Here is an 8,537-nt window from a genome sequence, read left to right as displayed (position 1 = left end):
TGCGTATAGGGTCCGCCCGGCCGCGTCCCGGGCCACCCCCTCGAGCCCCCCGAACTGGAGACTCCGCATCATGGCCCTCGACCTGACCTCCCTCCCGCGACCCTCGCGCGACGACGCCACCGTGGGCACCATGGTGCGCGGGCTCGTGGGCAGCGAAATCCTCCGCATCGCCGCGGAGATCCGCGAGCTCGTGTCCAAGGGCACCCAGGTCTGCAACCTCACCGTGGGCGACTTCAGTCCGAAGGAGTTCCCCATCCCGGACGGCCTGCGCGACCAGATTGGCACCGCGCTCCAGGCCGGTGAGACGAACTACCCGCCGTCCGACGGCGTGCTGGAGCTGCGCCAGGCCGTGCAGCGCTTCTACGAGCGCGCCCTGGGGCTGAAGTACCCGCTGGAGGGCATCGTCATCGCGGGCGGCGCGCGGCCCATCATCTACGCCACCTACCGCGCGGTGCTGGACCCGGGCGACGTCGTCGTCTACCCGGTGCCGTCGTGGAACAACAACCACTACGCCCACATGCTCGGCGCGAAGAGCGTGGTGGTGACCACCGACGCGGCCTCCGGCTTCATGCCCACGCTGGCGCAGCTGGAGCCGCACCTGTCCACCGCGCGCCTGCTCTGCCTGTGCAGTCCGCTCAACCCCACCGGCACCATGGTGGACGCGGGCGCGCTGCGCGCCATCTGCGAGCGCATCGTGGAGGAGAACCGTGCCCGTGAGGGCCGCGGCCAGAAGCCCCTCATCCTGATGTACGACCACATCTACTGGGTGCTGAGCTTCGGCGGCACGAAGCACGTGACGCCCGTGGAGCTGGTGCCGGGCATCGCGCCCTACACCGTGTTCGTGGACGGCATCAGCAAGGCGTTCGCCGCCACCGGCGTGCGCGTGGGCTGGGGCGTGGGCGCGCCCACCCTCATCTCCCGCATGCGCGACGTGCTGGGCCACGTGGGCGCCTGGGCCCCCAAGGCCGAACAGGTCGCCACCGCCCGCTACCTGGACGACACGAAGGCCTCCGAGGCCTTCCTCACCACCATGCGTGCGAGCGTGGACGCACGCCTGGAAGCGCTCCACCGGGGCTTCCAGCGCATGAAGGACGCGGGCCTGCCGGTGCGCGCCATCGCGCCGCAGGGCGCCATCTACCTGTCCGTCCAGTTCGACCTGGTGGGCCGGGACGGCCTCACCACCAATGACGCCATCCGCAAGCGCCTGCTGGAGAAGGCCCGCTTCGCCGTGGTGCCCTTCCAGGCCTTCGGCCTCGCCGAGGACACCGGCTGGTTCCGCCTCTCCGTGGGCGCCACCTCCGTCGCCGAAATCGAGCAGGCCCTGCCCCGCGTGGAGGCCACCGTGCGCGAAATCCTCGCCGGGAAATAACGACTTTCCTCCCCAGGGACGCAGGTTGGGAATAGCCTGCCAGAGCCGCCGTTGAGGGCGCCGCCATCATGCTCAAGCGCTTCGTGGATGTCCGTGACGAGGAGGTGGGGGCGGTCCTCGGCTCGTTCGTCTACTTCTTCACGCTGATGTGCGGCTACGCCATCCTGCGGCCCATCCGCAACGAGATGGGCACCGCGGGGGACGTGAAGCACCTGCCCTGGCTCTTCACGGTGACGTTCATCGTGATGCTGCTGGCGGTGCCGCTGTTCTCCGCGCTGGTGGCGCGCTACCCCCGGCGCGTCGTCGTGCCGCGCGTCTACCGCTTCTTCCTGCTCAACCTGCTGGCCTTCTTCGTGCTGCTGAAGCTGGGCGTGGCGAAGGAGGGCGTGGCGCGGGCCTTCTTCATCTGGCTGAGCGTCTACAACCTGTTCGTCGTCTCCATCTTCTGGAGCTTCATGGCGGATGTCTTCGCCAGCGACCAGGGCAAGCGGCTCTTCGGCTTCATCGCCGCGGGCGGCACCACGGGCATGATCGTCGGCCCGTTCCTGGTCGGAAGGCTGGCGGAGCCCGTGGGCCCGGTGAACCTCATCCTCCTGTCCGCGGTGATGCTGGAGGTGAGCGCGCAGTGCGTGCGCCGCCTGAGCGGCTGGGCGCGGGACGTGCAGCACCAGCCCGCGACGCGCGAGGGACCCGTGGGCGGCGGGATGCTGGCGGGGCTGCGGCTGCTGGTGACGTCGCCGTTCCTGCTCGCGCTGGGGCTGCAGGTCCTGCTGTACGCGGCCACCTCCACGTTCCTGTACTACCAGGAGGTGCAGCTGGTCGCGGCCATGGCGAAGGACGCGGCGGCGCGCACGGCGGCGTTCGCGGACATCGACTTCTGGGTGCAGGTGCTGACGCTGGGCCTGCAGACGCTCGTCACCGGGCGGATCATCTCCCGGCTGGGGCTGGGCGTGGCCATGGCGGTGCCGCCGGTGCTCACCATGCTGGGCTTCGGCGCGCTCGCGTTCGCGCCGGTGCTCGCGGTGCTCATCGGCGTGAAGGCGCTCCGGAGCGCGAGCCACTACGCGCTGGAGCGCCCGTCGCGCGAAATCCTGTTCACCACCGTGGACCGCGAGGCCCGCTACAAGTCGAAGAGCTTCATCGACACGGTGGTGTACCGCGGCAGCGACACGGTGAGCGCGTGGCTGCAGGGCGGCCTCACCGCGATGGGCCTGGGCATGACGGGCCTGTCGCTGGTCGCCGTGCCGGTGGCCGCGCTGTGGCTCGCGGTGTCCCTGTTCCTCGCGCGCCAGCAGCGCGTGCGCACCCCTGAAACCATCTCGCAGAAGCCCCTACCCGGAGGAACCACGGCATGAAGTTGACCCGCAGAGGCGTGATTCAAGCAGCGGCCGCGTTGGGCGCGGCCCAGGCACTGGGCTGTGCGTCGACCCCCAAGGCGGGGCCCGGCCCCGGCTCGGTGTCGGAGGAGCCCAAGAGCAAGCCCCTGAGCATCCTCATCCTCGGCGGCACGCGCTTCCTGGGGCCCGCGCTGGTGGAGGCGGCGAAGACGCGCGGTCACACCCTCACGCTCTTCAACCGCGGCAAGACGAACCCCGGCCTCTTCCCGGACGTGGAGAAGCTCCAGGGTGACCGCGACCCGACCAAGGGCGAGGGCCTCAAGGCGCTCGAGGGCCGCAAGTGGGACGTCGTCATCGACACGTCCGGCTACTTCCCGCGCATCGTGAAGGCCTCCGCGGACCTGCTGGCGCCCAACGTGGGCCAGTACGTCTTCATCTCCAGCGTCTCCGCCTACAAGGAGATGACGAAGCCGAACCTGACCGAGACGGACGCCGTCGCGACCATCGAGGCCACGGCGCCGGAGGAGATCACCGAGACGAGCTACGGCGCCTTCAAGGCGCTCTGCGAGCAGGCCGCGGAGGCCGCCTTCCCGGGCCGCGCGCTCAACATCCGGCCCGGCTACATCGTGGGGCCGTACGACGGGTCGGACCGCTTCACCTACTGGCCGCTGCGCGTGGCCAAGGGCGGGGAGATGCTGGCCCCCGGTGACGGCGAGGATCCGGTGCAGTTCGTCGACGCGCGCGACCTGGCCGCCTTCATCATCCTGAACGCGGAGCGCCGCACGATGGGCCTCTTCAACGTCACCGGCCCCGCGAAGCCCATCAAGATGCGCCCCCTGCTGGAGGGCATCCGGGAGGCGACCGGCAGCGACGCGCGCTTCACCTGGGTGGACACCGCCTTCCTGGAGAAGCAGCAGCCGAACCCCCTGGCGGAGATCCCCATCTGGACGGCGCGCACCGGCGCGGAGGGCGGCCTCGGCAGCGTGAGCATCGCCCGCGCCCTCCAGGCGGGCCTGACCACCCGCCCCCTGGCGGACACGGTGCGCGACACGCTGGCCTGGTTCCACGCCCTGCCTCCGGAGCGTCAGGAGAAGCAGCGCGCGGGCCTCAAGGCCGAGCGCGAGCAGGAGCTGCTCGCCGCCTGGAAGCAGGCAAAGGGCACCGCCAAGGCGGGCTGAAGGCCCCCCGGGTAGGTACAGGTAGGCTGAACAAGGAGGGCGATCCGGGAAGGGTGGGGCAACTTTCCCGGACGGATGGGCGACAATGGGGAAAGGCTGACTTTTTAGAGGGGGAAGTCCATGTCCGTTCGAGTCGATACCAGTGTTCCGCGCACGCGCCTGCCCGAGCAGGCCCCTGTCGCGCCGCCGCCCGCGCCCGCCGCGCCCGCGCGCACCAACACGGTGGATGCATTCCAGCAGGCACCCGGCGGTGTTCCCACGGGTGGGACGGCCGCCGCCACGGTGCCGCCCCAGGTGCAGCAGACGCTCACCAACCTGCCGCCGGGGACGCTGAGCCCGGAGAACGCGGCCGCCCTGCAGACGCGGCTGAGCACGCTGAGCGGGGACGCGCTCACGCACGAGCTGGACTTCCTGAAGCAGAACGTCCTCAACACGCCGAACGCGGACCGCGCCACGCGCACGTATCTGGAGATGAAGACGCTCCAGGACACGCGGCCGGGCCGCATCACGCAGAGCACGGTGGAGACGCTGACCCGGGCCGTGGCCACGCCGCGCAGCGCCACGGGGGCCGCGGGGCAGGAAGGCGTGATGGGCCCGTCGCAGGCCCGTGACGCCGCGCAGGCGCTCATCGGCATGACGGGCAGCGACTACAAGGCGCTGCAGGGCGCGCTGGACAACGCGGGCAACAAGAACAACCAGTGCATCGCCGGCGCGGACGTGCAGGGCGAGCGGGCGCTGCTGCTCAAGGCGGTGGGTGCGCGGCGCGAGCAGCTGGCCTCGCCCGGCCTCATGGACCGCGCGCGCAGCGTGTTCGGTGGCACGTCGAGCGCGATGAACGAGGTGACGGGGTACGCGTCCCGCATCGCTGGCTCGCAGCGCGAGGACCTGATGCGGCAGTCCACGGTCATCGACCTCAACGGCGGCACGGGCGCCCTCCAGCAGCGGTGGAACGACTCGTGCGCGCCCACGTCGCAGCAGATCGCCCGCGCGGAGGCCGACCCGGTGTACGCGCGCCGGCTGCACGACGAGCCTATCCACAGCACGGACTCCAACACCGCCATCGGCCGCGAGCAGGCCGAGGCGCTGAAGAACAACGGCGGCGTCGCGGTGGAGCGCGGGCAGGCCGGCGGTTCGGGCATGTGGCCGGAGGCCACGCTGGACACGCAGGTGGGCCGCTACAACAACCACGACTACGCCCGCAACGACATCGCCGACACGCCGGCGGCCCGCCAGGGCGCGTTGGACCGCGCGGACACGCTGCTGAAGGACGGCATCGACGTGCCCATCGTGGTGAACTGGGACGGCGGTGGGTCGCACGCGCTGATGCTGACCGACGTGCGCGGCGAAGGGGCTGACCGGCAGTACCTCCTGACCGACCCGTGGAACGGACAGACCGGATGGATCAAGGGCAGCGACGTGGCCAACGGAAGCACCAGCTTCATGTGCGGCACCGGCAAGCTCAGCATCACCTACGAGTAGCCGTCATGCTGGGGGGGCTCTGGAGCATGGTGTTCGGATGCAGGTCGGCGACGCCTGGCGCGGCGAAGGTGCCGGGCACGCCTTTCAATCCCCAGACGGCGGGCTGCTACGAGCGGATGGCGAAGGTGGGCCCCGCGTACCAGCAGGGCTACCAGGAGATGGCGGCGCTGCTGGGAGAGCCCGCGCCGCTCGTGTCCCTGCTGCCCCGCGTGGTGTCCACCCACGAGCGGGTGCTCCAGGCGGGGCGCGCCGCGCCCGTGAACCCCAAGATGCTGGAGGAGGACGTCTACCTCTGCTGCATGCGCGACACCCTGGAGGGCCGGGTGGCCCGCGAGGTGCGCGCCACGGTGGACGCGGACGCGGGGACGCAGGACAAGCGCGCGCGGTTGGAGGCGCTGCTGGAAGGGGTGCGTGGGTTGCCCTGGTCGGGCCCCAAGTGGACGACGATGGAGCGCCCCGCCATCGAGAAGCACGTACAGGACGCGCTCGCGGCGCTGCCGTGATGTGATGGGCGCGCCACTTCTTCTTTTTGGGTGAACCCATGGGAACCGTCGAAAACGTCGACCTGTCGGCCACGCGTCCCTCGGAGTACCTGCGCGAGGGGCTGCTGTCCCCGGAGGGCAAGCCGCGCGAGGGGCTCAACGGCCAGCACTCGCTGGGCATGGCCCACCGCCTGAAGGGGGAAGGCACGCCGCAGGCCACGGTGCTGGAGCTCTTGGAGAGCCTGCGCAAGGCGTCCGAGCGCCTCATCCCCAAGGACGCGGACAACACGCCCCTGAAGGAGGCCTCGCGCAAGGCGCTGGAGACGGCGTGGAGTGCGTCGGGGCCCACGGGCACCGGCGTGTTGGGGGAGCTGCGCGCGGCGGTGCTCCCGCTGGTGAAGGACACGCGCACCCTGGCGGCGATGCTGCTGCACGTGGAGCGCATCGCCCGGCAGCTGGGGCTGGTGTCCACCGCGCCGCCTCCGCTTCCGCGCGCGTAGGGCCTCGGGTGCCTCGCCGGTCGCCTGCTCCCAGGGCGGCCGGGCATGCGGGGCGTGCATGACGGCAGGGCCGGGTGGTGGCCGATTGCGTCATGGGGCCGCACCTTTTCCGCCATGGAACAGGACCGGGACAGCAGGCGTCACGTGGTCATCGTGGGGGCGGGCTTTGGCGGGCTGGAGGCCGCGAAGGCGCTGGGCAGGGCCCGTGATGTGCGGGTGACGGTGGTGGACCGCTACAACCACCACCTCTTCCAGCCGCTCCTGTACCAGGTGGCCACGGCGGTGCTGAACCCGGCGGACATCTCCGCGCCCATCCGCAGCGTGCTCAAGGCGCGCAACACGCAGGTGCTGCTGGCGGAGGCGAAGTCGGTGGATCCGCGCCGCAAGGTGCTGGTCATCGACGGCGGGGAGATTCCCTACGACTCGCTGGTGGTGGCCACGGGAGCGACGCACTCGTACTTCAAGCACCCGGAGTGGGCACAGGTGGCGCCCGGCCTGAAGACGCTGGAGGACGCGGTGCGCATCCGTGAGCGCGTGCTGACGGCCTTCGAGGCCGCGGAGCGCGAGTCGGACCCCGCGCGCCAGCGCGAGTGGATGACCTTCGTCATCATCGGCGCGGGGCCCACGGGCGTGGAGCTGGCGGGGGCGCTCGCGTACATGACGCGGCACTCGCTGCCGAAGGACTTCCGGCGCATCGACACGCGACAGGCGCGGGTGCTGCTGCTGGAGGCCCTGCCGCGGGTGCTGACGGCGTATCCGGAGGAGCTGTCCCAGGATGCGAAGCGCGACCTGGAGAAGCTGCACGTGGAGGTGCGCACCGGGGCCATGGTGACGGGCATCGACGCGGAGGGCGTCACGGTGGGCGAGGAGCGCATTCCCACGCGCACGGTGATGTGGGGCGCGGGCGTGGCGGCCTCCCCGCTGGTGCGCTCGCTGGACGTGCCGTTGGATCGCGCGGGGCGGGTGATGGTGACGCCGCAGTTGACCGTGCCGGGCCATGACGACGTGTATGTGATTGGCGACGTGGCGGCGGCAACGCAGCCGAACGGCAAGCCGGTGCCGGGCATCGCACCGGCGGCGATGCAGATGGGGCGGCACGTGGCGAAGACGGTGCGCGACCGGCTGGTGCAGAAGCCGCTCCGGCCGTTCCGCTACCACGACAAGGGCAGCTTCGCCGTGATTGGCCGTGGCTACGCGGTGGGCATGCTCTTCGACAAGTGGCGCATGAGCGGCAGGTCCGCGTGGCTCGTCTGGGCGGGCGTGCACATCGCCTACCTGATTGGCTTCCGCAACCGGCTGTCGGTGATGCTCAACTGGGGCTACACGTTCTTCACCAAGGGCGGCCGGGACATGCGGCTCATCACCGGCAAGGTGGCGCCCCGGATGCCGGCCCTGAAGCAGGGACCGTCCGTGCCCGCTGTCACGCCGCGGCCGGAGTTGCCGGCGTCCCGTCCCGCGCCGGTGCACTGAGGCCGGAGGCCGCGCTAGGCTCCGCGCCCGTCGGGCGGAGCCCACGCGAGGAGCACGGACATGGCGCAGGATCTGGACACGTTGCTCAAGTCGCTCCAGGCGTTGACCCAGGCCGCGCAGCAGCCCGGCCGGCTGTCCCGCGCGCAGCTGGAGGACGAGGTGGGCCGCATGACCGTCGCGCTGCGTGAGACGCTGGAGGAGCTGACCCGTCAGCTTCCCGCCCACCTGGCGCCCACGTCGGCGCTGCTGGTGGAGGCCGTCCGCTCGCAGCTCTCCGGGATGTTGCAGCAGGGAGGCACGGACGTGGCGCCCACGGAGAAGACCCAGCAGCTCCGCCAGGAGCTGGAGCTGCTCAAGCGCGGCTTCATCCGGAGCTGATCCGCCCGGGGCTCCCGGCCGGAACGACGACGGCCCGTCCTCCGACAAGCGGGGAACGGGCCGTTCTACGTCAGCGGGGGGATGCGGAAGCTCAGGCCGCGCCGCCCACCGGCGCCGCGCCACCGGTCGCACCGGCCGTCGCGCCGCCCTGGGCACCCATCGCCTGCTGGAGCTGGCCAATCATCTGCGTGAGCTGCTGCAGGACCTTCATCAGCTTCTTGATGGGGTCCTTCTCGTCCTCGTCCTCGGCGACGCCACCGGCGCCGGAGCTGCCCTCGGCACCCTGGGCCTCCTGGGCCTGCTCCGGGGGCGCGGCCTGCTCCGCCCCGCCCGCGCCCTGGGCC

The 8,537-nt window shown here is 71.3% G+C and carries 9 protein-coding genes; 8 read left to right on the top strand and 1 reads right to left on the bottom strand.

Going from position 1 to position 8,537, the window contains the following annotated elements; genetic code table 11:
- Positions 1-70: 70 nt before the first annotated feature.
- The 8 genes from D7V93_RS31025 (at position 71) to D7V93_RS30990 (ending at position 8,193) form a co-directional block, all read left to right on the top strand.
- Complete coding sequence (locus tag D7V93_RS31025) at positions 71-1,369, top strand: pyridoxal phosphate-dependent aminotransferase (protein WP_120646822.1); 1,299 nt, start codon at positions 71-73, stop codon at positions 1,367-1,369.
- 68 nt (positions 1,370-1,437) lie between these two features.
- Positions 1,438-2,724, top strand: coding sequence for an NTP/NDP exchange transporter (locus D7V93_RS31020; RefSeq protein WP_120646821.1), 1,287 nt, complete (start codon positions 1,438-1,440; stop codon positions 2,722-2,724).
- Positions 2,721-3,884 carry an NAD-dependent epimerase/dehydratase family protein gene (locus tag D7V93_RS31015; protein ID WP_120646820.1) on the top strand — a complete coding sequence of 388 codons (1,164 nt, stop codon included), beginning with the start codon at positions 2,721-2,723 and terminating at the stop codon, positions 3,882-3,884. The genes D7V93_RS31020 and D7V93_RS31015 overlap by 4 nt, the downstream gene beginning before the upstream one ends.
- Before the next feature lie 120 nt (positions 3,885-4,004).
- Positions 4,005-5,363, top strand: coding sequence for a hypothetical protein (locus tag D7V93_RS31010; protein WP_120646819.1), 1,359 nt, complete (start codon positions 4,005-4,007; stop codon positions 5,361-5,363).
- 5 nt (positions 5,364-5,368) lie between these two features.
- A complete protein-coding gene (locus tag D7V93_RS31005) occupies positions 5,369-5,866 on the top strand; it encodes a hypothetical protein (protein ID WP_120646818.1) in 498 nt (165 codons plus the stop codon).
- A gap of 38 nt (positions 5,867-5,904) precedes the next feature.
- Positions 5,905-6,345 carry a hypothetical protein gene (locus D7V93_RS31000; protein ID WP_120646817.1) on the top strand — a complete coding sequence of 147 codons (441 nt, stop codon included), beginning with the start codon at positions 5,905-5,907 and terminating at the stop codon, positions 6,343-6,345.
- A gap of 114 nt (positions 6,346-6,459) precedes the next feature.
- Positions 6,460-7,815, top strand: a complete 1,356-nt coding sequence (locus D7V93_RS30995) for an NAD(P)/FAD-dependent oxidoreductase (RefSeq protein ID WP_120646816.1) — start codon at positions 6,460-6,462, stop codon at positions 7,813-7,815.
- Between the two features lie 60 nt (positions 7,816-7,875).
- Positions 7,876-8,193 (top strand): hypothetical protein, encoded by a 318-nt coding sequence (locus tag D7V93_RS30990; RefSeq protein WP_120646815.1) that lies wholly within the window; start codon positions 7,876-7,878, stop codon positions 8,191-8,193.
- Positions 8,194-8,284: 91 nt separating this feature from the next.
- Here D7V93_RS30990 and D7V93_RS45310 read toward each other — a convergent pair.
- Positions 8,285-8,537, bottom strand: a 253-nt coding sequence (locus D7V93_RS45310) for a hypothetical protein (protein WP_372338359.1), incomplete at its 5' end; no start/stop codon positions are given.

The sequence above is a fragment of the Corallococcus llansteffanensis genome, assembly GCF_003612055.1.
GTDB lineage: Bacteria > Myxococcota > Myxococcia > Myxococcales > Myxococcaceae > Corallococcus > Corallococcus llansteffanensis.
The sequence above is the reverse complement of the archived record's forward strand: the minus strand, read 5'-3'. Positions and strand labels throughout refer to the sequence as shown.